The following is a 22,445-nucleotide window of genomic DNA, read 5'->3' as shown; positions in this document are numbered from 1 at the left end:
CTCGGTGCATGACCGACTGGGTGATTCCTGCGATCACCGCTTCCGCCAGCTTGCTGGGCACCGCCGTGGGCGGCCTGACGACGTACTGGACCGCGAAGAGGACTCACGAACGGCAGAGCGTCGAGCTGGAGGAGCGGCTGAAGTTCGACCTGCTGCGGGACGCGACGATCCGGTTCGTCGCCGCGATGACCGAGATCTCGGTGGCCAACGCCGGCCTGAAGGAGATCTCGCAGGAGTGGGCGGAGATCACGCACCGACTGGCGCACGCCGAGACCCACGGCGAGCTGCTCGACATGGCGCGGCAGATCGACCCGTCCATCCCGGACAACCTGACCCGCCTTGCGGTGATGTTCCGGGTGGTGCGGGTCACCGGCCTGCTCGAAGACGACATCAAACGCGCCATCACGCTACTCACCGAACTTCGTCTGGTGGCGCCCAGCGACATCGCCGACAGTGCCCAGCGGGTGATCTACACCGCGTTCGCGCAAGAGATCACGTCCGCCCTGTCGCTGGAGAAGCGCAACGCCGCCACCGACGCATTCAACCACGCGATCAACGACTTCGTGAACCGGGTCCGCCACTACATGCACGTCGAGGACCATGACTTCGACGTGCTGGACCGGACGGCGCTGGACTCGCTGCTGGATCCCTAGGCGTCTTCGAGCAGATCCGGTGTCACAGCCGACTCGGTGTCGGGGATGCCGTCCTGTTTGGCTTTACGGTCGGCCATCGACAGGAGTCGCCGAATACGGCCTGCCACAGCATCTTTGGTCATCGGGGGTTCGGCCAGCCGGCCGAGTTCCTCCAGCGAGGCCTGGCGATGGGCCACCCGGAGGCTGCCCGCCGCCGCGAGATGGTCGGGCACGGTGTCGCCGAGGATCTGCAGCGCCCGCTCCACCCGGGCCGCGGCGGCCACCGCGGCGCGCGCCGACCTGCGCAGATTGGCGTCGTCGAAGTTGGCGAGGCGATTGGCGGTCGCGCGCACCTCGCGGCGCATGCGACGCTCCTCCCACGTCAGCCGGGTGTCCTGGGCGCCCATCCGGGTGAGCAGTGCGCCGATCGCCTCCCCGTCGCGGACCACCACGCGGTCGCTGCCGCGCACCTCGCGGGCCTTGGCGCTGACCCCGAGCCTCCTGGCCGCACCGACGAGCGCCAGCGCCGCCTCGGGGCCGGGGCAGCTGACCTCCAGCGCCGACGAGCGACCTGGTTCGGTGAGTGAGCCGTGCGCCAAAAATGCGCCACGCCAAGCAGCTTCGGCGTCACCGACGCTGCCGCCGACCACCTGGGCGGGCAGTCCGCGCACCGGGCGGCCGCGCAGGTCCAGAAGTCCGGTCTGCCGGGCCAACGCCTCGCCGTCCTTGGCGACCCGCACCACGTAGCGCGTGCTCTTGCGGATCCCGCTGGCCGACAGCACGTGGACCACCGCGGTGTACCCGTACAGGTCGTAGATGTCCTTGCGCAGCCGACGGGCAATGATGCCCAGATCAACCTCGGCCTCGACGACGACGCGTCCCGACACGATGTGCAGTCCACCGGCGAAGCGCAGTAGGGAGGCCACCTCGGCGCGCCGAGCACTCACCGAGTTGACCACCAACCGGCTGAGTTCGTCCTTGACCTCGGCTGTCATCGCCACGGGTCGTCACCTCTCGGTCCGTTCACTGTCGGGGTGGGCGTCACTGTCGGGGTCGGCACTGTCGGCTGATGTAACGGCGGAGCCGTGCCGGTGGGCGCCGCGCCGCGCCGCCGAACCCCCTCCAACGCCGCGGCCAACCTCGCCGGGTCATGTAAAGGTGTACCAGGTCTGGATACGTCGGCGAACTCGACGTGGGCATCGAGGATCGACGCCGTGCGGCGCAGCTGGTCGCGCTCGCGCTCGCTGGGCACCCGCGCCGAGTCGACGATGATGTCGTGCACCGTGAAACCGGGCGCGTGCTGCGCGAGGACGTGGATGTGGCGTTCCACCGAGAAGCCGGCCGTCTCGCCGGGCTCGGCGGCCAGGTTGAGCACCAGGGCCCGCCGCGCCGGCGTCGCCTGCAGCGCCGTCACCAGCTGCGGCACCAGCACGTGCGGGATGACGCTGGTGAACCACGAGCCGGGACCGAGGACGACGAGGTCGGCGTGCATGATCGCGTCGATGGCCTGATGGGTCGCGGGCGGGTCGGGCGGCAGCAGCCGGACCCTGCGCACCTTGCCCACCGTCGTCGCGATCGCGACCTGGCCACGGATGGAGCGACTGAGCCGGGGATCGGAATCCAGTCCCACCACGTCGGCCTCGATCTCGAGGCCGACGGGACTCATCGGCAGCACGCGCCCCTTCAGGCCGAGGATGCGTCCCAACTCGTCGAGCGCAGCGACCGGGTCGGCCAGCACTTCGTTGAGGCCTGCGAGCATCAGGTTACCGATCGGATGACCGGCCAGCGCTCCACTGCCGCCGAACCGGTGCTGGATGATGGTCGCCCACAGGCGACCGTGCGGAGTGTCGGAAGCCAACGCCGCCAACGCCATTCGTAGGTCCCCCGGCGGCACGACGTCGAGCTCTTTACGCAGCCGGCCCGACGAACCGCCGTCGTCGGCGACCGTGACGACCGCCGTCACGTGCGGCGTGAGACGTCGTGCCGCCGAGAGAGTCGCGTACAGACCGTGCCCGCCGCCGAGCGCAACGATGCGGGGGCTCACTCGCGCCCCAGATCCCGGTGCAGCACCCGGACCGTCAGCGCCGCGTCCTGCAGGCGCTCGGCCAGCGCCTCGGCCATCGCCACGCTGCGGTGCTTGCCACCGGTGCACCCGATGGCGACGGTCATATAGCGCTTGCCCTCCCTGCGATATCCGTCGATCACGACGTCGAGCAACTGATGGTAGGAGTCGAGGAATTCGACGGCGCCGGGTTGCCCGAGGACATAGTCGCGGACGTCGGGGTGCTGTCCGGAGTGCGGACGCAGGTTGTCCACCCAGTGCGGATTGGGCAGGAAGCGGACATCCATCACGGTGTCGGCATCCATCGGCAGGCCGTACTTGTAGCCGAAGGACTCGACGGTGACGTTGGTGTGCGCGACGGTCTCCTCGGCGAAGGCCCGTTCGATACTCTCGCGCAGGCCGTGCACCGACAGTGTCGACGTGTCGATCACCAGGTCGGCAGACGCGCGCACCGGTGCCAGCATGGTGCGTTCCGCGGCAATGCCTTCGGCCAGAGTCTGGTTGCCCTGTAACGGATGACTGCGCCGGTTCTGCTCGTACCTGCGTACCAGGATGTCGTCGGAGGCTTCCAGGAACACCACGCGCGGAATGATGTCGCGGGTCGCCAGCTCGCTGCGCACCCAGTCCAGGTCACCGGTGAAACCGCGCGAGCGCACGTCCATCACGACCGCGAGCTGGGTGATGCGCGAACCCGCGGCCAGCCCCAGGTCCACCATTCGCGCGATGAGCTGCGGCGGCAGATTGTCGGCGACGTACCAGCCCAGGTCCTCCAGCACCTTGGCGGCGGTTCCCCGACCCGCTCCGGACAGCCCCGTGACCAGGACCACGTCGATGCCACTGTCGATGCCCGAACTGTCGAGGTCGCCCCCGTCGCCGGCGCTGCCGGCTCCCCCACGCAGTTCCTCGCGCATGCCCTGCTCTGCTGTCATCCCGATACCGTGCTCTGATCATTGCCGATAACCGCTGCGGGCGCTTCGGAATCGCCGCCCAGCGCTTCCAGGACTGCTTTCGCGGTGGCGGCGCCGATGCCGGGCACCGCGGTGATCTCCTCCACGCTGGCCTGCTTCAGGCGGGCCAGCGACCCGAAATGCGTCACCAGGGCCTTGCGGCGGTGCTCGCCCAGGCCCCGGACCGAATCGAGGGCGGATGCCGTCATCCGCTTGGACCGCTTGCTGCGGTGGTAGGAGATCGCGAAGCGGTGGGCTTCGTCGCGGACCCGCTGCAGCAGGTACAGCCCGTCACTGTTGCGCGAGAAGATGACAGGATCCGGTGCTGTGCCGTCCAGGTTGGGCACCCACACCTCTTCCAGCCGCTTCGCCAGCCCGATGACCGCGACGTCGGTGATACCGAGCTCCTCCAGAACAGCGGCCGCGGCGTTGACCTGAGGTGCGCCACCGTCGACGACGAAGAGGTTGGGCGGATAGGCGAATCGTCCCGGACGAGCGCTTGCGCGAGGACCCTGTTCCGGTTTGTCCGGGCCCGGCGCATCGGATTCCTGCGCATCGCGCAGATGGCGGTAGAACCGGCGTCGCGTTACTTCGGCGATCGACGCGACGTCGTCGGACCGGCCGTCGCCTGCGGCCTCGCGGATCGCGTAGTGCCGGTAGTCGGACTTGCGGGGCAACCCGTCCTCGAACACCACCAGCGAGGCCACCACATCGGTGCCCTGTACGTGGCTGATGTCGACGCACTCGATCCGCAGCGGGGCGTCCTCGAGTCCCAGTACGTCCTGAATACTCTGCAGGGCAGCACTTCTGGCGTTGAAGTCACCGGCGCGCTTGAGCTTGTGCTGGCTGAGGGCGCCCTCGGCGTTGCGCCGCACCGTCTCGGCGAGTGCCCGCTTGTCGCCGCGCTGCGGCACCCGCAGCGACACCCGAGAACCGCGCAGCTGGGTCAGCCAGACCTCCAGCTCAGCGGCCGTGTCGGGTAGTACCGGCACCAGCACCTCTCTCGGTACCGGGTTGGTGGCCTCATCTCCCCCGGCGTCACCGGCACCGCCGAGTTCGGCCTGGTCACCGTAGAACTGGGTGAGGAATTGTTCGACGAGATACTCCAAGGTGGATTCGCCCGGCTCACCGGACTTTTCGATGACCCAGCCACGCTGGCCGCGGACCCGGCCACCGCGGACGTGGAACACCTGCACCGCCGCTTCCAGGTCGTCGTCGGCGAACGCGACGACGTCGGCGTCGGTGCCGTCACCGAACACCACCGCCTGCTTCTCCATCGCCCTGCGCATTGCGCCGATGTTGTCGCGCAGCCGCGCGGCCCGCTCGAAGTCCAATTCCTGGGCGGCGGCGTTCATCTGCTGTTCCATCTCGCGGATCAGCCGATCTGTCTTCCCGGCGAGGAAGTCGCAGAAGTCGAGCACGATCTGCCGGTGCTCCTCCGCGGTGACCCGCCCGACGCAGGGCGCCGAGCACTTGTCGATGTAACCCAGCAGGCAGGGTCGATCAATCTGGCTGTGCCGCTTGAACACTCCCGCCGAGCAGGTACGGGCCGGGAACACCCGGGTGAGCAGGTCCAGCGTCTCGCGGATCGCCCACGCATGCGAATACGGTCCGAAGTACCGCACCCCTTTGCGGCGCGGCCCCCGATAGACCTTCAGCCGGGGGTACTCCTCGTTCAGTGTGACGGCCAGCACCGGATAGGACTTGTCGTCGCGGTAGCGGATGTTGAACCGCGGGTCGAACTCCTTGATCCAGTTGTACTCGAGCTGCAGCGCCTCGACTTCGGTGGTGACGACCGTCCACTCCACGCTGGATGCCGTCATCACCATCTGCCGGGTGCGCGGGGCCAGTCCCGACAGATCGGCGAAGTACGAGTTCAGCCGGCTCCGCAGACTCTTGGCCTTGCCGACGTAGATGACCCGGCCGTGCGGGTCGCGGAATCGGTAGACACCAGGTTCGACGGGGATCGACCCGGGAGCGGGTCGGTACGTCGCTGGATCGGGCACCGCACCAGGTTACTGCCGCGTCCCGACGGGGTAGAGCCACTACCGTGGCAGTGATGCGGGCCACCCGCCGACTCATGGCGCCTCTCCTGGGCCTGACACTGATCCTTGCCGGTTGCTCCGCCGAACCGGAGACTCCCGCGGCGCCGCCGGGTCCGTGCGAGATCGTCACCAACGGCACCCCCGAAGCAGCGGCGGCAGGTGCCCAGGACGAGTCGGACCCCGAGACCGCGACCGGCTACCGCACCGACATGACCGCTGTGCACACCCAGCGGTACGCCGTCGCCACGGCGAACCCGCTGGCCACCCAGGCCGCCTGCGAGGTGTTGCGGGACGGCGGCAGCGCCGCCGATGCGCTGGTGACCGCCCAAGCCGTCCTCGGTCTGGTCGAACCGCAGTCATCCGGCCTGGGCGGCGGCGGATTTCTGCTGTACTACGACGCGGCGGCCGACTCCGTGCAGGCGTTCGACGGCCGCGAGGTCGCGCCCGGCGCGGCGACCGAGAACTACCTGCGGTGGGTCTCGGACACCGACAGGACCGAACCGAAACCCGACGCCCGATCCTCGGGACGCTCCATCGGCGTGCCCGGCATCGTCCGGATGTTGTCCGACGTTCACACCGAGCACGGCACGACACCGTGGCGGGACCTGTTCGGTCCCGCGGTGACGCTCGCCGACGACGGCTTCGACGTCAGCCCCCGGCTGTCGGCGGCGATCGCCGAGGCCGCACCGAAGCTTCGACTCGACGAGGACGCCGCCGCCTACTTCCTCGAAGCCGACGGCAGCCCGAAGACGACCGAGAGCACACTGACCAACCCCGCGTATGCGAAGACGCTGGGCACCATCGCCTCCGACCCCGATGCCTTCTACACCGGCGACATCGCCCGCGACATCGTGGCCGCCGCCGCGGACACCTCGGGCGGGCGCACCCCGAGCCTGATGACCGTCGAGGACCTGGCGGCCTACACCGTCAAGAACCGCGAGCCGTTGTGCGCGCCCTATCGCGGCAAGGAGATCTGCGGCATGCCGCCGCCATCGTCCGGCGGGATCGCGGTGGCCGCGACGCTGGGCATCCTCGAGCGCTTCCCCATGAATCAGCACAAGCCCACCGAGGTCGACCTCAACGGGGGCCGGCCGGCGGTGATGGGCGTGCACCTGATCTCCGAGGCCGAACGCCTGGCGTACGCCGACCGGGACCGCTACGTCGCCGACACCGATTTCGTACCGCTGCCCGGCGGCTCGCCCGAGACCCTGCTCGCCAGTGACTATCTGGCCGGACGCGCCGCGCTGATCTCGCCGGACCGCACGATGGGCACCGCGAAGCCGGGTGAGTTCGGCCCTCCCGCCGCCCCGGTCGCGCCGACCCCGGAGCACGGCACCAGCCACATCAGCGTGATCGACCAGCAGGGCAACGCCGCGTCGCTGACCACCACCATCGAGTCGGCGTTCGGATCGTTCCACATGGTCGACGGATTCCTGTTGAACAACCAGCTGACAGACTTCTCCGCCGAGCCGGCCGGTCCTGACGGGGTGCCCGTGGCGAACCGGGTGGAGCCGGGTAAGCGGCCGCGCAGCACGATGGCACCCACCCTCGTCTTCGACCACGCCGGGCCGGGGACACCCCGCGAGCTGTACGCCGTCGCAGGCTCTCCCGGTGGGTCGACCATCATCCAGTTCGTCGTGAAGACCCTCGTGGGGATGCTCGACTGGGGCCTGGACCCGCAGCAGGCGGTGTCGATGGTCGACTTCGGCGCCGACAATTCGCCGGAAACCAATGTGGGCGGCGAGCATCCGGTGATCGACACAGCGGACAACGGCGACAACGATCCGCTGGTTCAGGGACTACGCAGGCTCGGGCACAAGGTCGATCTCGCCGATCAGTCCAGCGGCCTGTCCGCGATCGTGCGGTCCACCCCGGGGTGGACCGGCGGCGCGGATCCGCGCCGCGAAGGCCTGGTCATGGGCGATGTGAGGTGACGTCGGGCTGATACCGGTCGAAGGCGGCGCGGACCTGGTCCATCGCGTCGACGGCGCGCAGTTTGTCGACGGACTGGATGGCCATCACGGGCACGTATTCGTCGTCGGGGAGATCCAGCCGGGCCCACCGCGCACCCTTGTGGAAAGACACGTCGACGACGTCGCTCCACGGAAAGAGCCGATATCCGAACAGGTTTCGCACGGCCACGCCGTCGGGGCCGACCCGCAGCCGTGGCCGCGCGAACAGGCACACGAACCCGGCGATCACCACGCCCACCATCGCGATCGCCACCTGGTCATAGGTCCGGAAGAACACGCCGGTGGAGCCGATCTTGAGCAGGAATCCGACCACGACGTGAGCTGCCAGGATCAGCGCGGCGGCACCGTAGGCGAAGATCGGGGTCAGGTGCGGCCTGACCTCGACGTCCCAGACGGGCGCCCGCTGCTCGCTCATGAAGTCGACTTCAGCCGGCGCAGCGTCATGGCGGTCGACAGCGCTGCGGCCGCAGCCTGGGCACCCTTGTCCTCGCCGGAGCTCGGGAGTCCGGCGCGGTCGAGCGCCTGGTGCTCGGTGTTCACGGTGAGCACACCGTTGGCGACAGGAGTCGACGCATCGAGGGAGACCCGGGTCAGACCCTGGGTCACCGCGTCGCAGACATAATCGAAATGCGGTGTCTCACCCCGGATCACGACGCCGAGGGCCACCACCGCGTCGTGTGTCGCCGCGAGCGCCTGGGCGACCACCGGGATTTCTATCGCGCCGAGCACCCGGACGATCGTCGGTTCCGTGATCCCAGCCTCGGCGGCGGTTTTTCTCGCGCCGTCCAGCAGCGCATCGCAGATCGTCTCGTGCCAGGTGCTGGCCACGATGGCGAGGCTGATGTCGGAGGCGTCGAGCGCGGGCAGCTCCGGGACGCCGTGGGCAGGACTCATTTCTGCGCTCCGCTCCGGGTTCTCATACCGCGCCGCCGAACTCGCCGGGCAGGGCCTCGTCGTAGTCCTCCAGCCCCACCAGGTCGTGTCCCATCCGATCGCGCTTGGTCATCAGGTAGCGGATGTTCTCCGCGTTGGCACGAACCGGCAGCGGCACGCGCTCGATGATGTGCAGTCCGTACCCGTCCAGCCCGACGCGCTTGGCGGGGTTGTTGGTCAGCAGACGCATCGACCGCACCCCCAGGTCGACGAGGATCTGCGCGCCGATGCCGTAATCGCGGGCGTCGGCCGGCAGCCCGAGCTTGAGATTGGCATCGACGGTGTCGTCGCCGGCGTCCTGCAGTTGGTAGGCCTGCAACTTGTGCATCAGGCCGATCCCGCGCCCCTCGTGGCCGCGCATGTAGAGCACGATGCCGCGACCCTCCCGCGCCACCATCGCCAGCGCGGCGTCCAGTTGCGGCCCGCAGTCGCACCGGCGCGAGCCGAACACGTCACCGGTGAGGCACTCGGAGTGCACCCGCACCAGCACGTCGTGTCCGTCGGCGTCCCCGCCCGCGATGTCGCCCTTGACCAGGGCGACATGCTCGACGTCTTCGTAGATGCTCGAATAGCCGACCGCCCGGAACTCGCCGTGACGGGTCGGGATGCGGGCCTCGGCGACCCGCTCGATGTGCTTTTCGTGCTTGCGACGCCACTCGATGAGGTCGGCGATGGAGATCAGTGCCAGGTCGTGCTCGTCGGCGAAGATCCGCAGCTCGTCGGTCTGCGCCATCTCGCCCTCGTCCTTCTGGCTCACGATCTCGCAGATCGTGCCTGCTGGCTGCAGTCCGGCGAGCCGGGCCAGGTCGACGGCGGCTTCGGTGTGGCCGGGCCTGCGCAGCACGCCGCCGTCCTTCGCGCGGAGCGGCACGACGTGTCCCGGTTTGGTGAAGTCCTCGGCGACGGCGTCCGGATCGGCGAGCAACCGCATGGTCGTTGCCCGGTCGGACGCCGAGATGCCGGTTCCCACACCCTTTTTGGCGTCAACCGTGACGGTGTAGGCGGTGCCGTGCTTGTCCTGGTTGACCGCGTACATCGGCAGCAACCCCAGCCGGTCGCAGACCTCGCCCGACAGCGGGACGCACAGGTAGCCGGAGGTGTAGCGAACCATGAACGCCACCAGCTCGGGGGTCGCCTTCTCGGCGGCGAAGATCAGGTCGCCCTCGTTCTCGCGATCCTCGTCGTCGATGACGACCACGGCCTTGCCTGCGGCGATGTCGGCCACCGCGCGCTCGACCGAATCCAGCCTCGTCATCCTCACCACCCTTGCCGGTCCCAGATCCGGGACCACGTGTCAATACCCTTCAGTATGAACCACGGGTTGACCCAGGTTATTGCCCGCCGGTCAGGCGGGCCGGGACGCACTGCGACCAGCTAGTCGCCGTCGGGCGCGTCCTTGTTCTCCAGCAGCCGCTCGACATACTTGGCGATGACGTCGACCTCCAGGTTGACGGGCGTGCCCACCTCGGCGCGGCCCAGCGTGGTCAGATCGAGCGTCGTCGGGATCAACGACACCTCGAACCAGTCGGGTCCCAGCGCGGACACCGTCAGCGACACCCCGTCCACGGTGATGGAACCCTTGTGCACGACGTAGCGCGACAGCGCGGCGGGCAACGCGATCCGCACCACGGTCCAGTGCTCCGACGGCGTCCGGGAGACGACCTCTCCGGTGCCGTCGACGTGCCCCTGGACGATGTGACCGCCCAGCCTGCTACTGATGGCCGCGGCGCGCTCCAGATTCACCCGCGCGCCCACGTCGACGCCGCGCAGACTCGACCGGTTCAGCGTCTCGTCCATGACGTCGGCGGAGAACGATCCGTCGGCGAGCACGTCGACGACGGTCAGGCAGACTCCGTTGACCGAGATCGAATCCCCATGCCCCGCATCGGAAGTGACGATCGGGCCGCGGATGACGAGACGAGCGGCGTCGCCGAGATTCTCCTTGCCGACAACCTCGCCCAGCTCTTCGACGATTCCGGTGAACACCGTGCCAGCCTAGAGCCAGCCTAGACTTTCCTGTGAGCGGGTATGCCCTGGCCATGACCGTCATCGGATTCCACTGCTCGCACGAGCAGATCTCCCCCGGACAGCTGCTGCGCGATGTCCAACACGCCGAGCAGGCGGGCTTCACCGCGGGTATGTCGTCGGACCATTTCAGCCCGTGGAGTGAGCGCCAGAACGAATCCGGATTCGCCTGGGCGTTCCTCGGCGCGGCGCTGGCCAGCACCAATCTCCCGTTCGGTGTCGTGAACGCTCCCGGTCAGCGCTACCACCCGGCGATCATCGCCCAGGCCATCGCGACGCTGGCGCAGATGTTTCCGGGCAGGTTCTGGGCTGCGCTGGGCTCCGGCGAGGCGTCCAACGAGCGCATCACCGGCGATGCGTGGCCGCGCAAAGAGGTCCGGGACCAACGGCTGGTGGAGTGCGTGGACGTCATCCGGCGGCTGCTGCAGGGCGAGGAGGTCAGCGTCGACGGTCTGATCCAGGTCAACCGGGCGAAGCTGTGGACGCTGCCCGACCGCGTTCCCGACCTGGTCGGTCCGGCCGTCACCCCGGCCACCGCGGCCCGGCATGCCGCCTGGGCCGACGCGCTGATCACGGTGAACCAGCCCGCGGCCACCCTGCAGAAGGTGCTCGACGCGTACCGCAACGCCGGTGGGCGCGGCCCGGCCCGCCTGCAGATCCACCTGAGCTGGGCCCCGACCGACGGTGAAGCGCTGGCCATCGCGCACGACCAGTGGCGCACCAACGTGTTCAGCCCTCCGGTGTGCTGGGACATGGAGACCGTCGAAGGGTTCGACGTGGTGGGCGAGTCCGTGGCGCCCGAGCAGGTGAAGAAGTCGGTGCGGGTGTCTGCCGACCTGAGCCGGCACGCCGCCTGGCTTCAGGAGTACCTGGAACAGGGCTGGGACGAGCTGTATCTGCACTTCGTCGGGCAGCACCAGGCACCGTTCATCGACGCGTTCGGCGAACACGTGCTCCCGCAGTTGTCGCCGACGGCACCGGCGGTGCACGCATGAGGATGATCGAGACCGGCGACCTGTGGTGGAAGAACGCCGTGGTCTACTGCGCCGACATCGAGACGTTCTACGACTGGAACGGCGACGGCTGCGGCGACATCCGAGGCATGACCGAGCGGATCGAGTACCTCGCCGACCTGGGCATCACGTGTCTGTGGCTGATGCCGTTCTACCCGACGGTCCGCAAGGACGACGGGTATGACATCACCGATTTCTTCGGTGTCGATCCCCGCCTCGGCAATCTCGGCGACTTCGTCGAGCTCGTCCGCACCGCCCGCGCGCACGGAATCCGGGTGATCGTCGACTTCGTCATGAACCACACCTCCGACGCCCATCCGTGGTTCAAGTCGGCGCGCCGGAGCAGGGACGATCCCTACCGCAACTACTACGTGTGGAGTGACACCGAGCCGAAGGGCACCGGCAAAGACGTCGTCTTCCCCGACCAGGAGGACAGCCTCTGGGAGCTGGACCCTAAGACCGGCCAGTACTACCTGCACCACTTCTACAAGCACCAGCCCGATCTGAATATCGCCAATCCCAAAGTGCAGGAGGAGATTTCACGTACCCTCGGCTTCTGGCTGCAGCTCGGCGTGTCCGGATTCCGGGTGGACGCGGTGCCGTTCCTGTTCGCCGACGACGGCGCCCCCGGCGATCCCGGCATCTTCGACCCCTACGAGTACCTCGGCGACGTCCGCAACTTCGTCAATCGCCGACTCGGCGACGCGGTGCTGCTCGGCGAGGTCAACGTGCCCTACCGGGACCAGAAGAAGTTCTTCGGCGGCAACGACGGGGACGGGTTGAACATGCAGTTCGACTTCATCGGCATGCAGAGCGTCTACCTGTCGCTGGCACGTGGCAACGCCCGTCCGCTCGCCAAGGCGCTGCGGCAGCGGCCGAAACTCGATATCACCAGCCAGTGGGCCAACTTCGTGCGCAACCACGACGAACTCACACTCGACAAGCTCAGCGAGACCGAGCGCCAGGAGGTGTTCGACGCGTTCGGCCCCGAGGAGGACATGCAGCTCTACGGCCGAGGGCTGCGCCGGCGCCTTCCCTCGATGCTCGGCGGTGACGAACGCCGCATGCGGATGGTCTACTCGCTGGCGTTCTCGTTACCCGGCACACCGGTGCTGTTCTACGGCGAAGAGATCGGCATGGCCGAAAACCTGGACGTACCCGGGCGTTTCGCGGTGCGAACCCCGATGCAGTGGACCGATGGGGACAACGGCGGCTTCTCCACCGCAGCCAAGAGGCGACTGCCCAGGCCACTTCCCGACGGACTGTACGGTCCCGAGCGCGTCAATGCCGCGGCCCAGCGCCACGACCACGAGTCGTTCTGGTGGTTCATCCGTGACCTCATCTACACCTACCGCCAGCAACCCGAGATCGGCTGGTCGACGGCGGAGGTGCTCGACCAGCCGCACCCGGCGGTGCTGGCCCACGCCTGCCGGGAGAAATCCGGCTGGGTGATGGTCGGCCTGCACAACTTCGGCGCGGAAGGCTGCCTCGTGCCGCTGACGCTGGACGGCGTCCCCGACGGCTCTGCGCTCGTCGACCTTCTCGATGGCCGCGCCGCGTACCCACTCGACGCGCAGGGGCGGATCGAGCTACAACTCGACCCCTACGGCTACCGGTGGCTGCGTCTGCTCCGACCGGGCGATGCACCGATCGTGTGACACGTGTCGGGACACACTTCAAGCGCAGCTCAGAGCGCATTTGCCGGCCGTTCACCCCCACCCGTGAGGTACGTCTGTCCACCGGGACCATCTACGATGCAGGCATGCAGACCCGCCTGTTGGCGATCCTCGCCGCCCTTTTCGCCGTCGTCACCCTTGTCGCGGGGTGCTCCGGATCATCCTCGGACAATTCGGGCAAGGATCTTCCCGACGCCGCGACCTTGCTGAAGGAGTCGGCCGACACGACCAGGGCCCAGACCAGCGCCCATCTGAAGCTCACGGTGCAGGGCCAGATCGCCGAGCTGCCGGTGGAGTCACTCGAGGGCGATCTCACCCAGGCGCCGGCCGTCGCGGCGAAGGGCACCGCGAACATCATCTTTCTGGGGCAGCGCCTCAACGACGTCGAGTTCGTGGTCTCCGACGGTGATCTGTACGCCACGATCACCGCAGGCGGCGCGCTGTCGAACTTCGGCCCTGCCTCCGATGTCTACGACGTCGCGGCCATTCTGAACCCCGACGTGGGCCTGGCGAACATGCTGGCCAACTTCTCCAACCCCACCTCCGATGGCCGCGAGACCGTCGAGGGGGCGCAGACCGTCCGCATCACCGGTGAGGTCAGCGCTGACGCGGTCAACAAGATCGCCCCGCAGATCGGCGCGACCCGACCGGTGCCCGGTACGGCGTGGGTCACCGAGGAGGGCAACCACGAGCTCATGCAGGCGCGCCTGGAGCCCACCCCCGGCAACAGCGTCACGATGACGCTGTCGAAGTGGGGCGAGCCGGTGACCGTCGACAAACCCGCTGCGTGATGCACCGGACACCCGCCGACGACACCGCTGCGGCGGAGGCGCCGCGCGCCGCCACCAACCGCTGGATGGCGATCAGCGCCGGCAGCCTCGCGGTGATGCTCGGCGCACTCGACACCTACGTGGTCATCTCGGTGATCCGCGACATCATGTTCGACGTCGGGATCGCGATCAACGAGATCCAGCGGGTGACGCCGATCATCACGAGCTATCTGCTGGGCTACATCGCGGCGATGCCGCTACTGGGCCGTGCCTCGGACAAGTTCGGCCGCAAGATCCTGATCCAGGTCAGCCTGGCCACCTTCGCCGTCGGGTCGGTCATCACCGCGATGTCCACCGACCTCGTCCTGATGGTGATCGGCCGCGCCGTCCAGGGCGCCGCCAGCGGCGCGCTGCTGCCGGTGACGCTGGCGCTGGCGGCGGACCTGTGGGTCAGCCGCAACCGCGCTGCCGTCCTCGGCGGCGTCGGCGCCGCCCAGGAACTCGGCAGCGTGCTCGGCCCGCTCTACGGCGTCGCGCTCGTCGCGCTGTTCAGCCACTGGCAGGCGGTGTTCTGGGTCAACGTGCCGTTGGCCGCGATCGCGATGCTGATGATCCACTTCAGCCTCCCCAGCCGGTCCAAGGACGCACCGACGGAGAAGGTCGACGTGGTGGGCGGCCTGCTGCTGGCCCTGGCGCTGGGGCTCGCCGTCGTCGGGCTCTACAACCAGACGCCCGACGGCAAGCAGGTGTTGCCGAGCTACGGCCTCCCGGTCCTGATCGCCGCCGGGGCCGCCGCGGTCGCCTTCTTCGTGTGGGAGAAGTTCGCCTCGACCCGGCTCATCGAGCCTGCCGGGGTGCGGTTCCGGCCGTTCCTGGCCGGGCTGGGCGCATCGCTGTGCGCCGGCGCCGCGCTGATGGTGACGCTCGTCAACATCGAGCTGTTCGCCCAGGGCGTGCTCGGCAAGGAACAGAGCGAAGCGGTCTTCATGCTTCTGTGGTTCCTCGGCGCGCTGCCGATCGGCGCGTTGGTGGGCGGCTGGCTGGCCACCAGGATCGGTGATCGCATCGTCGTCTTCGCCGGTCTGATCATCGCTGCGGGCGGCTACTGGCTGATCTCACACTGGACCATGGACGTGCTGAGCGATCACCACGACCTGGGGTTCGTGGCGCTGCCCACCTTCGACACGGACCTCGCGATCGCAGGCCTGGGCCTCGGCCTGGTCATCGGGCCGCTGACATCGGCGACGCTGCGCGTGGTGCCTGCCGCCCAGCACGGCATCGCCTCGGCGTCGGTGGTGGTGGCGCGCATGATCGGCATGCTGATCGGCATCGCGGCGCTGTCGGCCTGGGGCCTGTACCGGTTCAATCAGCATCTCGCGGAACTTCCCGCCAACACCGGCGGCGGCTCGCTGGCGGAGCGCCTGGCGGCCGAAGCCGGCCGGGTGCGGGAGGCCTATGTCCTGCAGTACGGCGAGATCTTCACCATCACGGCAGTCGTCTGCCTGGTGGGAGCGGTGCTCGGCCTGCTGATCGCCGCGCGCAACGAGCACGCCGGAGAGACCGAACCGACCGTTATTTCAGCCGAGGATCAGCAGCGTTCGAGGCCGCGGCCCATCAGCTGAGGCTGATCGTCCGGGGCGGAATCGTCGGAGGTCAATCCGCGCAGGGCGTCGACGATGACGGCTTTGATGCTGTTGGGGTTGACGGGGCTGATGTTGATCCAGTCCTGCAGTGCAGTCATGGTCGTATGTCCTTTGTTCGTGCTCACTCTGCGCAACTCATCAGTGAAAGCGCGATATTCCCGCCCGGTCTTGACGGCCGTTAGGTTCAGCTTACTGACGGAAGGGCCGACAGTGGGGCCCCGGCACGCCGCGGACGGTGTGAAACAGAGCACTCAAACAGCAGATGAACGTATGAAAACGATTGGATAACAGGCGAAGACGGGCTAGGGCCGGGTCAGGCTCAGCAGCACGTCGGGTCCCACCTGCTGCATACCGTCGAAACGCCACCGTTGCGCCTGCGCGATGGTGAGCACGCCGACGTCGTCGACAGCGCCGATAGGTCCGCCGAGCAGGATCGGCGCCACGTAGGCCAGGATCCGGTCGATCACGCCCGCCCGCAGGAACGCCCCGGCCAGGGTGGGGCCGCCCTCCACCAGCACGTCGGTGCGGTCCGACAGCGCCTTGATGACCTCGTGCGGATCCCTGGTGCGGATCACCATGGTCCGCGAGTCGTCGTTGAGAACTGTTGCATCAGGCGAGATCTCGCGCATGCCCACCACCACGCGCAACGGCTGGTGATCGGCGAGAGTGCCGTCCGGCAGTCGCGCGGTCAATGCCGGATCGTCGGCGAACACCGTGCCCGTGCCGACGATGATCGCTTCGGCCGAGGCACGCCTGCGGTGCACATCGGCGCGTGCGGCGTCGCCGGTGATCCACTTGCTGGAGCCGTCGGCCGCGGCACTGCGGCCGTCCACGCTGGTGGCGAATTTCCATGTCACGTGCGGCATCCCGGTGCGCTGCTTGTGCAGCCACTCGCGCAGCGGGCCGCCGGCGACAGCGTCGGCGAGCACCCCGGCGCTGACTCGGACACCCGCCTCGGCGAGACGCGCCGCGCCGCCGGCGGCCACCGGGTTCGGGTCGGAGACCGCGAAAGCGACTTCGGCAACCCCCGCGTCCAGCAGTGCGTCGACACACGGTGGCGTGCGACCGTGGTGGTTGCAGGGTTCCAGCGTGACGACAGCGGTGCCTCCGGCCGCCTTCTCCCCCGCGCGCCGCAACGCCACCACCTCGGCGTGCGGGCCGCCGGGAGGTGTAGTCGCCCCCACCCCGGCGATCTCGCCGTCCCGGTCCAGGATGACCGCTCCCACAGGAGGATTCGGGTAGGTTCGGCCCTTCACCCGGCCGGACTGCTCGATGGCCGCGGCCATCGCAGCGTCGAGGTTCACAGGGTCAGATGTCGCGACGCCGACGCGGCCTGTCGGCGCAGCGACTGCACTGCGGCCGCCGGATCCTCCGCGCTGTACACCGCCGAGCCCGCTACGAAGCAGTCCACGCCCGCCTCGGCCGCTGCCTCGATGGTGTCGGGACTGATGCCGCCGTCGATCTCGATCACGATGGTCAGCTCCCCTGCGTCGACCAGCCGACGTGCCGTCCCGACCTTCGGCAGCACCTCGGCGATGAACTTCTGCCCGCCGAAGCCGGGCTCGACCGACATCACCAGCAGCGTGTCGAACTCGCGCAGGATCTCCAGGTAGGGCTCCAGCGGCGTGCCGGGTTTCACGGAGAGGCCGGCCTTGGCGCCCGCGGCGCGGATGTCGCGGGCCACCTTCACCGGATTGTCGGTGGCCTCGGCGTGGATCGTGACGTTGTAGGCGCCCGCCTCGGCGTACGGGGGAGCCCACCGCTCGGGGTTCTCGATCATCAGATGGCAGTCCATCGGGATGTCGGTCACCTTGAGCAGGGATTCCACCACGGGCAGACCGAGCGTCAGGTTCGGCACGAAGTGGTTGTCCATGACATCGACGTGCAGCCAGTCGGCGCCGTGGACGGCGGCGACCTCGTCGGCCAGCCGGGCGAAGTCGGCGGCCAGGATGGACGGCGCGATCAGCGGCGAGTTCGTGGCGTCACGCGGGGGCGCTCCAGACATGGGGCCCAGCCTATCGGGATGCTCCTACCCGCATCGCCGCGGCGAACATCGCGTCGGTGCCGTGCCGATGGGGCCACAGCTGTACCGACAGGCCGTCTCCGGTATCGGTGGCAGGCGCGAACAGCTCGCGGGTGTCCAGCGCCGTGACCGGATGCCTGCGCAGCGCGTCGGCCACCACCCCGGTGGTCTCGGCGAGGTGCGGGGAGCAGGTGGCGTACAGCACGACGCCGCCGGGCCTGGTCAGACGGATCGCCGCGGCGAGCAACTCACGCTGCAGGGCGACCAGCTGCGCGACATCGCCGGGACGGCGCCGCCAGCGCGCCTCCGGTCTGCGGCGCAGCGCACCGAGCCCGGTGCACGGGGCATCCACGAGCACCCGATCGAACCCCGGTGTCAGACCGGACTCCCGCCCGTCGACGCGGACCACCTCCACGGGCAGGCCCGCGGTGTTCTGCTCGACCAGGTCAGCGCGACGCGGGGCCGGTTCCACCGCGGTGACGGTGCCACCGCCGGGCTGGGCGAGCGCCGCCAGCAGAGCGGTTTTGCCGCCCGGTCCGGCGCAGAGGTCCAGCCACCGGCCGCCGTCGTCCCCGATCAGCGGCGCCAGCGTCAGCGCGCGCGCCACCAACTGGCTGCCCTCGTCCTGGACCAGCGCCTTGCCGTCCTGAACGGCGGCCAGCCCACCCGGGTCACCGTCGCCCAGGTACACCGCGTAGGGCGAATACCTGCCCACCGTCCCGCCGACCTGCTCGGCCAGCTCACCGGCCGTGATGGCCCCTGGCCGGGCCATCAGGTGGACCTCCGGGCGGGCGTCGTCGCTGGCGAGCAGTGCGGCAAGCTCCCCGGCGCGGGCGCCCAGCGCGTCGGCGAACGCCTGGGCGATCCAGCGGGGATGGGCGTTCACGAGCGCCAGATGACCGATGGGATCCGTGGCGGCGGGCGGGGCCAGCTGCTCGAGCCAGGACGCCAGATCGCGCCTCGCGATGGTCCGCAGCACCCCGTTGACGAAACCTGCACGCGCGGTGTCGAATTCGATGCCGGCCTGCTCCACCGCGGTGGACACCGCAGCGTGATCGTCGACGCGGGTCCGCAGCAACTGATAGGCACCGAGGCGCAGCAGATCCAGCAGCACGGGGTCGATCCGATCCACCGGACGACCCGCGACGGCCTCGATCACGACGTCGAGCAGCCCCCGCGCGCGACACGTGCCGTAGGTCAGCTCGGTGGCGAATGCCGCGTCCCGCCCGGAGATTCCGCGGTCCCGCAGGATCGCGGGCAACGCCAGGTTGGCGTAGGCGTCACGTTCGGATACCGCCCTCAGCACGTCGAACGCGGCCTGCCTGGCGGGATCGAGCGGCTTGCGCTTGGCCGGCCGCCTCTTGTCCGGCCGCGTCATCGCGCCCGACCGCCGTCCCCGAGGCGGGCACCGCGCGCCCAGTCGGCAGCGTTCATCGGCTTCTTTCCCGGCGGCTGCACCGTGCCGAGCGCCACCGCACCCGAACCGGTCCCGATGTAGAGATTCTTCTTGTCCACTCGGATCTCCCCCGGCTCAAGCTCTTTCGGTGCGTCGGCGGGCACTGTGACAGGCCCGATCTTGATGCGCTGGTCACCGATCATCGTCCAGGCACCCGGGTTGGGGGTGACGGAGCGGATGCGCCGGTCCACCACGTGCGCAGGCAGTTCCCAACGGATGCGGGCGTCGTCGACGGTGACCTTGGGAGCGAAGCTGACGCCGTCGGCCTGCTGCGGTACCGGGGTCAGCGCCCCCTCGGCGATCCCGTCGATCGTCGCCTCCAGCAGGTCGGCGCCCGACACCGAGAGTCGCCCGAGAAGGTCGCCGGCGGTGTCGTCGTCGCGGATGGTCTCGGTGACCACCCCGAAGACGGGTCCCGAATCCAGGCTGCGCTCGATCTGAAACGTCGTGGCTCCGGTCACGGAATCACCCGCGGCCAGAGCGGCCTGCACAGGGGCCGCGCCCCGCCAGGCGGGCAACACCGAGAAGTGCAGGTTGATCCAGCCGTGGGCGGGGACGGCGAGTAGCTCGTCCCGCAGCAGCGCACCGTAGGCCACCACGGCGCAGCAGTCCGGGCGCAGCGCGGCGAGCTCGGCGACGAACTCCTCGGAGTTGGGCCGGGCCGGTGTGAGCACCGGGATGCCGTGTTCGGCCGCGCGCTGCGCCACCGGCGAGGGCACGGGCGTTCCCCGCCTCCCTACGGCGGCGTCCGGGCGGGTCAGGACCGCGATCACCTCATGACGGGGTGAGTCGATCAGCCGTTGCAGGGACGGCAGGGCGGGCTCGGGTGTGCCGGCGAAGACTAGACGCACCGCGCCAGTCTAGGGACGACCGGCGCATCGCTAGCGCGGCGTCTGGTAGTACTCCTTCTGGTCGACCCCGGTCAGCGGTGCGACGAACATCCACGGGATCGTGGTGAGTTGCCGGTTGAGAGTGGCCACCGCGTCGTTGTAGTACTGCCGCGCGAAGGCCAGCTTGTCCTCGGTGTCAGCGAGATTGCGCTGCAGATCCAAGAAGTTGTCGGACGAGTTCAGCTGCGGATAGCTCTGGCCCAGCGCCAGCAGAGGCGCCAGTGCGGTGTCGAGCTGCGCCTCGGCGGCGCTGCGGTCGGCGACGGACGCGCTTGCGGTCGCCGATGTCAACGCCGCTCTGGCGTCGGTGACGTGATCCAGGATGCCTTTCTCGTGAGCGGCGAACGTCTGCACCGTGTGCACGAGGCTGGGAATCAGCGAGGCCCGCCGGGTGAGCTCCACGTCGATACCCGAGAGCGCTTCGGCGACCCGTACGTCGGCCGAGCGGATCTTGTTGTAGCCCATCACGAAACCGATCAGCACCAGCACCGCCACCACGAGAATGACGACCAGCAGAAAACTCACCATGACCCACCTCCTCCTCCGCCGCCGCCCCCGCCACCGCCGCCCGAGCTGAAGCCGCCGCCGCTCGACGACGACGAGGACGATGCCGCCTGCGAGGAGGTGTAGGCGCCGATCGACGACGACAGTGCCGATTCGAAACTGTCGAAGTCAGGACCGGACCCGCCGCCGAACCCGGACGTGGTGCTCGACGAGGTCGACGACCCGTACCAGTCCGGCTGCGGTGCAACCGTACCCGTGTAGGCCTCGTATTTCTTGGCCCACAGCGCCGCGACGCCCGCGGCGACGGCGAAGGGAACGTAGGCGATGTAGAGGTCCTTGCGGGCCGAGAAGTCGAAGCGGGTCTCGGCCGAGTCGGTGGCCAGCATCCGGTGGAAACCGCCGACACGCGACCACAGTTCGCGCCCGGCGGGTGTGCGGCGAGTGCCCACACCATCTCGCCACGAGCCCGCCGAGAACAGGAAGAACGCCGCGAACGGCAGCGCCCACATGGTGGTCGGGAAGCCCCAGCGGAAGAAGCCGCAGACCATGAGGATGAAGGCGACCGCGTTGACTGCGCGCAGCCACAGCTCCTTCTTGCGCGCGACGATCAGGCCCGAGTCGACGGCCCATGTCGCGACCGCCTTGGTCATGTCCGTTTTCGCCTTGTTGAGCTTCTCCCCCGACTTGACGGTCTTCTTCGCTTCGAACTCCGACCCCGGGTTGAGCACCTTGAGCCGCGACGCGACGGCCTTACTGACCGGGTCGATGTCGGACCACTGGCCGGCCCCGGCGACGCCGCGGATGTTCCACTGCTTGTCGCTGACCTGGTGCAGCGTGATGACCCCGCGTTCAGCGAGGTACAACAACGTGGCGGTGAGACCGTTGTCCGGGACGGATTCGGTGCGGATGTACTCGGCCTGCACCGGGCCGAGTCCCGGAGGCGGCGCGTACTGCAGCGGAAATCCCGGAGACTCTTCCAGGACAGAGCGGAACCACACCAGGGCGGCGAGGCCGAACAACACGGTGAGCCCGGCGACCCACGCCGCACCGGCGACAGACTGGCCGAGCACCCGGTCCCAGGTGTAGGGCCACGGCAGCGTCACCTGAGCCGGCGTCGGGACGTCAACGCCGGCGCGCACGGTGACCGGGGTGCGGGGCGGCAGGTTCTCCGCGCTCAATCTGACCCGATTGCCATCCACCGACAGGCCGTCACACCCCCGGCCCACCCCGACGCCGACCGAGCACTGGGCGGTGCCGACGTCGCCCGGCAACGTGACGGTGATGTCGGCGCGTTCGATGCGGTTGTTCCAGGCCGGCGCGATGACGTTCCAGAAGAAGACCGACGATGGCGGAGGGCCGGCGGTGCCCACCGATTCCGCGAACTGCCGGTCGGCGCCGACGTCGCCGGGGTCGAGTACGCCGGGAATCGTGTAGCGGATCTCGAAGACGTGGGTGCCGTCGCTGAGGTAGGTGTCGGGGTCGCCGATCTTGGCGACCCGGAACCTCCTGCCGTCCTCCCAGAGCATCTCGTAGGGCACCGGTTCACCGTCGAGCAGTATCGAGTCGATCTCGGGCTTCTGCCGCAACTGCGGGTTGTTCTGGTTCGCCACATCCCAGTACCGGAAGATGCCGTGCCGATCGGTGCTGTAGAAGGCGGTGGTGAGCGTCTCCACCGCGGTCATCCGGCCCGCGTCGTCCACCGCGATGTTCACGTCGTACTCCCGGATCACCACCGGGTCCTCGACATCGGACGGTCCGCCGGAACCGCCGGCGAAGATCACCGGCCAGAGCACGCCGAGCGCGATCACCAGCAGCGGAATCAGCGCCTTGAGCAGCCGCCCCACTGACATGCG

21 protein-coding genes are annotated in these 22,445 nt (G+C 68.9%); 6 read left to right on the top strand and 15 right to left on the bottom strand.

Going from position 1 to position 22,445, the window contains the following annotated elements; all coding sequences use genetic code 11:
• Nucleotides 1–8 precede the first annotated feature (8 nt).
• Entirely contained in the window at nucleotides 9–653 is a 645-nt protein-coding gene (locus EL337_RS12600) for a hypothetical protein (protein WP_048631352.1), read from the top strand.
• Here EL337_RS12600 and whiA read toward each other — a convergent pair.
• Genes whiA through uvrC form a run of 4 tightly spaced genes read right to left on the bottom strand, consistent with a single transcriptional unit; the run spans nucleotide 650 to nucleotide 5,647 of the window.
• Nucleotides 650–1,627, bottom strand: coding sequence for a DNA-binding protein WhiA (gene whiA / locus EL337_RS12595; protein ID WP_109519817.1), 978 nt, complete (start codon nucleotides 1,625–1,627; stop codon nucleotides 650–652). The two genes, EL337_RS12600 and whiA, sit on opposite strands and share 4 nt — an antisense overlap.
• Nucleotides 1,624–2,676, bottom strand: coding sequence for a gluconeogenesis factor YvcK family protein (locus EL337_RS12590; protein ID WP_048631350.1), 1,053 nt, complete (start codon nucleotides 2,674–2,676; stop codon nucleotides 1,624–1,626). The genes whiA and EL337_RS12590 overlap by 4 nt, the downstream gene beginning before the upstream one ends.
• Nucleotides 2,673–3,623: an RNase adapter RapZ gene (gene rapZ, locus EL337_RS12585; protein WP_048631349.1), complete on the bottom strand. Its 951-nt coding sequence runs from the start codon at nucleotides 3,621–3,623 to the stop codon at nucleotides 2,673–2,675. Before rapZ ends, EL337_RS12590 begins: the two co-directional genes overlap by 4 nt.
• On the bottom strand, nucleotides 3,620–5,647 hold the full coding sequence (uvrC, locus tag EL337_RS12580) for an excinuclease ABC subunit UvrC (RefSeq protein WP_048631348.1): 2,028 nt from the start codon (nucleotides 5,645–5,647) through the stop codon (nucleotides 3,620–3,622). Before uvrC ends, rapZ begins: the two co-directional genes overlap by 4 nt.
• A 53-nt stretch (nucleotides 5,648–5,700) precedes the next feature.
• On the opposite strand from uvrC, the gene EL337_RS12575 reads away from it, so the two are divergent.
• Nucleotides 5,701–7,620, top strand: a complete 1,920-nt coding sequence (locus EL337_RS12575) for a gamma-glutamyltransferase family protein (RefSeq protein ID WP_197724229.1) — start codon at nucleotides 5,701–5,703, stop codon at nucleotides 7,618–7,620.
• Here the strand turns inward: EL337_RS12575 and EL337_RS12570 are convergent.
• From EL337_RS12570 to EL337_RS12555, 4 genes are all read right to left on the bottom strand, one after another.
• Complete coding sequence (locus EL337_RS12570) at nucleotides 7,601–8,074, bottom strand: PH domain-containing protein (RefSeq protein WP_048631346.1); 474 nt, start codon at nucleotides 8,072–8,074, stop codon at nucleotides 7,601–7,603. The genes EL337_RS12575 and EL337_RS12570 overlap by 20 nt on opposite strands.
• Nucleotides 8,071–8,553: a 6,7-dimethyl-8-ribityllumazine synthase gene (gene ribH / locus EL337_RS12565; protein ID WP_048631345.1), complete on the bottom strand. Its 483-nt coding sequence runs from the start codon at nucleotides 8,551–8,553 to the stop codon at nucleotides 8,071–8,073. Before ribH ends, EL337_RS12570 begins: the two co-directional genes overlap by 4 nt.
• A 22-nt stretch (nucleotides 8,554–8,575) precedes the next feature.
• The gene (locus tag EL337_RS12560) at nucleotides 8,576–9,847 is read right to left on the bottom strand and encodes a bifunctional 3,4-dihydroxy-2-butanone-4-phosphate synthase/GTP cyclohydrolase II (protein ID WP_048631550.1); all 1,272 of its coding nucleotides are present in this window, start codon (nucleotides 9,845–9,847) and stop codon (nucleotides 8,576–8,578) included.
• Between the two features lie 119 nt (nucleotides 9,848–9,966).
• Complete coding sequence (locus EL337_RS12555) at nucleotides 9,967–10,578, bottom strand: riboflavin synthase (protein ID WP_048631344.1); 612 nt, start codon at nucleotides 10,576–10,578, stop codon at nucleotides 9,967–9,969.
• Between the two features lie 53 nt (nucleotides 10,579–10,631).
• Here EL337_RS12555 and EL337_RS12550 point away from each other — a divergent pair, with 53 nt between their 5' ends.
• The 4 genes from EL337_RS12550 (at nucleotide 10,632) to EL337_RS12535 (ending at nucleotide 15,698) form a co-directional block, all read left to right on the top strand.
• A complete protein-coding gene (locus tag EL337_RS12550; RefSeq protein WP_048631343.1) occupies nucleotides 10,632–11,612 on the top strand; it encodes a TIGR03885 family FMN-dependent LLM class oxidoreductase in 981 nt (326 codons plus the stop codon).
• The gene (locus tag EL337_RS12545) at nucleotides 11,609–13,288 is read left to right on the top strand and encodes an alpha-amylase family protein (protein ID WP_048631342.1); all 1,680 of its coding nucleotides are present in this window, start codon (nucleotides 11,609–11,611) and stop codon (nucleotides 13,286–13,288) included. The genes EL337_RS12550 and EL337_RS12545 overlap by 4 nt, the downstream gene beginning before the upstream one ends.
• 104 nt (nucleotides 13,289–13,392) lie before the next feature.
• Nucleotides 13,393–14,097 carry an LppX_LprAFG lipoprotein gene (locus EL337_RS12540; protein ID WP_048631549.1) on the top strand — a complete coding sequence of 235 codons (705 nt, stop codon included), beginning with the start codon at nucleotides 13,393–13,395 and terminating at the stop codon, nucleotides 14,095–14,097.
• Complete coding sequence (locus EL337_RS12535; protein WP_048631341.1) at nucleotides 14,097–15,698, top strand: MFS transporter; 1,602 nt, start codon at nucleotides 14,097–14,099, stop codon at nucleotides 15,696–15,698. The genes EL337_RS12540 and EL337_RS12535 overlap by 1 nt, the downstream gene beginning before the upstream one ends.
• Here the strand turns inward: EL337_RS12535 and EL337_RS28735 are convergent.
• The 7 genes from EL337_RS28735 to EL337_RS12505 all read right to left on the bottom strand — a co-directional run bounded on the left by EL337_RS28735 (nucleotide 15,665) and on the right by EL337_RS12505 (nucleotide 22,442).
• Nucleotides 15,665–15,817 carry a hypothetical protein gene (locus tag EL337_RS28735; RefSeq protein WP_170216919.1) on the bottom strand — a complete coding sequence of 51 codons (153 nt, stop codon included), beginning with the start codon at nucleotides 15,815–15,817 and terminating at the stop codon, nucleotides 15,665–15,667. The genes EL337_RS12535 and EL337_RS28735 overlap by 34 nt on opposite strands.
• 204 nt (nucleotides 15,818–16,021) lie before the next feature.
• Nucleotides 16,022–17,023, bottom strand: a complete 1,002-nt coding sequence (gene ribD, locus EL337_RS12530) for a bifunctional diaminohydroxyphosphoribosylaminopyrimidine deaminase/5-amino-6-(5-phosphoribosylamino)uracil reductase RibD (protein WP_083443000.1) — start codon at nucleotides 17,021–17,023, stop codon at nucleotides 16,022–16,024.
• Nucleotides 17,020–17,724, bottom strand: a complete 705-nt coding sequence (rpe, locus tag EL337_RS12525; protein ID WP_048631340.1) for a ribulose-phosphate 3-epimerase — start codon at nucleotides 17,722–17,724, stop codon at nucleotides 17,020–17,022. The genes ribD and rpe overlap by 4 nt, the downstream gene beginning before the upstream one ends.
• 10 nt (nucleotides 17,725–17,734) lie before the next feature.
• Nucleotides 17,735–19,120 (bottom strand): RsmB/NOP family class I SAM-dependent RNA methyltransferase, encoded by a 1,386-nt coding sequence (locus EL337_RS12520; protein ID WP_048631339.1) that lies wholly within the window; start codon nucleotides 19,118–19,120, stop codon nucleotides 17,735–17,737.
• Entirely contained in the window at nucleotides 19,117–20,049 is a 933-nt protein-coding gene (gene fmt / locus EL337_RS12515; protein WP_048631338.1) for a methionyl-tRNA formyltransferase, read from the bottom strand. The genes EL337_RS12520 and fmt overlap by 4 nt, the downstream gene beginning before the upstream one ends.
• A 30-nt stretch (nucleotides 20,050–20,079) precedes the next feature.
• Nucleotides 20,080–20,616 (bottom strand): LemA family protein, encoded by a 537-nt coding sequence (locus tag EL337_RS12510; protein WP_048631337.1) that lies wholly within the window; start codon nucleotides 20,614–20,616, stop codon nucleotides 20,080–20,082.
• Complete coding sequence (locus EL337_RS12505; RefSeq protein WP_048631547.1) at nucleotides 20,610–22,442, bottom strand: DUF2207 domain-containing protein; 1,833 nt, start codon at nucleotides 22,440–22,442, stop codon at nucleotides 20,610–20,612. The genes EL337_RS12510 and EL337_RS12505 overlap by 7 nt, the downstream gene beginning before the upstream one ends.
• Between the last annotated feature and the right edge of the window lie 3 nt (nucleotides 22,443–22,445).

The sequence above is a fragment of the Mycolicibacterium aurum genome, from assembly GCF_900637195.1.
GTDB lineage: Bacteria > Actinomycetota > Actinomycetes > Mycobacteriales > Mycobacteriaceae > Mycobacterium > Mycobacterium aurum.
The sequence above is the reverse complement of the archived record's forward strand: the minus strand, read 5'-3'. Positions and strand labels throughout refer to the sequence as shown.